The 280-nt window shown below is 74.3% G+C and carries 1 protein-coding gene; it reads right to left on the reverse strand.

The window, feature by feature from the left end; genetic code table 11:
* The coding region (locus ACLBXO_RS32270) for a cupin domain-containing protein (RefSeq protein ID WP_447687975.1) at positions 1–280 on the reverse strand (280 nt) is incomplete at both ends.

Genomic DNA, 280 nt, shown 5'->3' on the forward strand with positions numbered 1-280 from the left:
CGTAGGACGTAGATGTACTCGGACACGCCGCGGCGATGGGCGGTGAACTCGCCGGTGCTGGCGCCCGGCGGCAGCGTGTTGGGCACCCAGTCGATGCCGCGCCCCGGCAGGACCGGCGAGATGCAGCGCCGCAGGTAGCCGGACGCCTCGTCGCGCAGGATCGGCTGGCGGCTCGCCGGGATCAGCAGGATCTCGCGCCCCGTCGCGGGCGCCATCAGCCGCGAGAAGGTGACGCCGAGCGCCTCCGCGAGGCGGGACAGCACCACCGTCGACGGCACGG

The organism is Methylobacterium sp. C33D, from assembly GCF_053345825.1.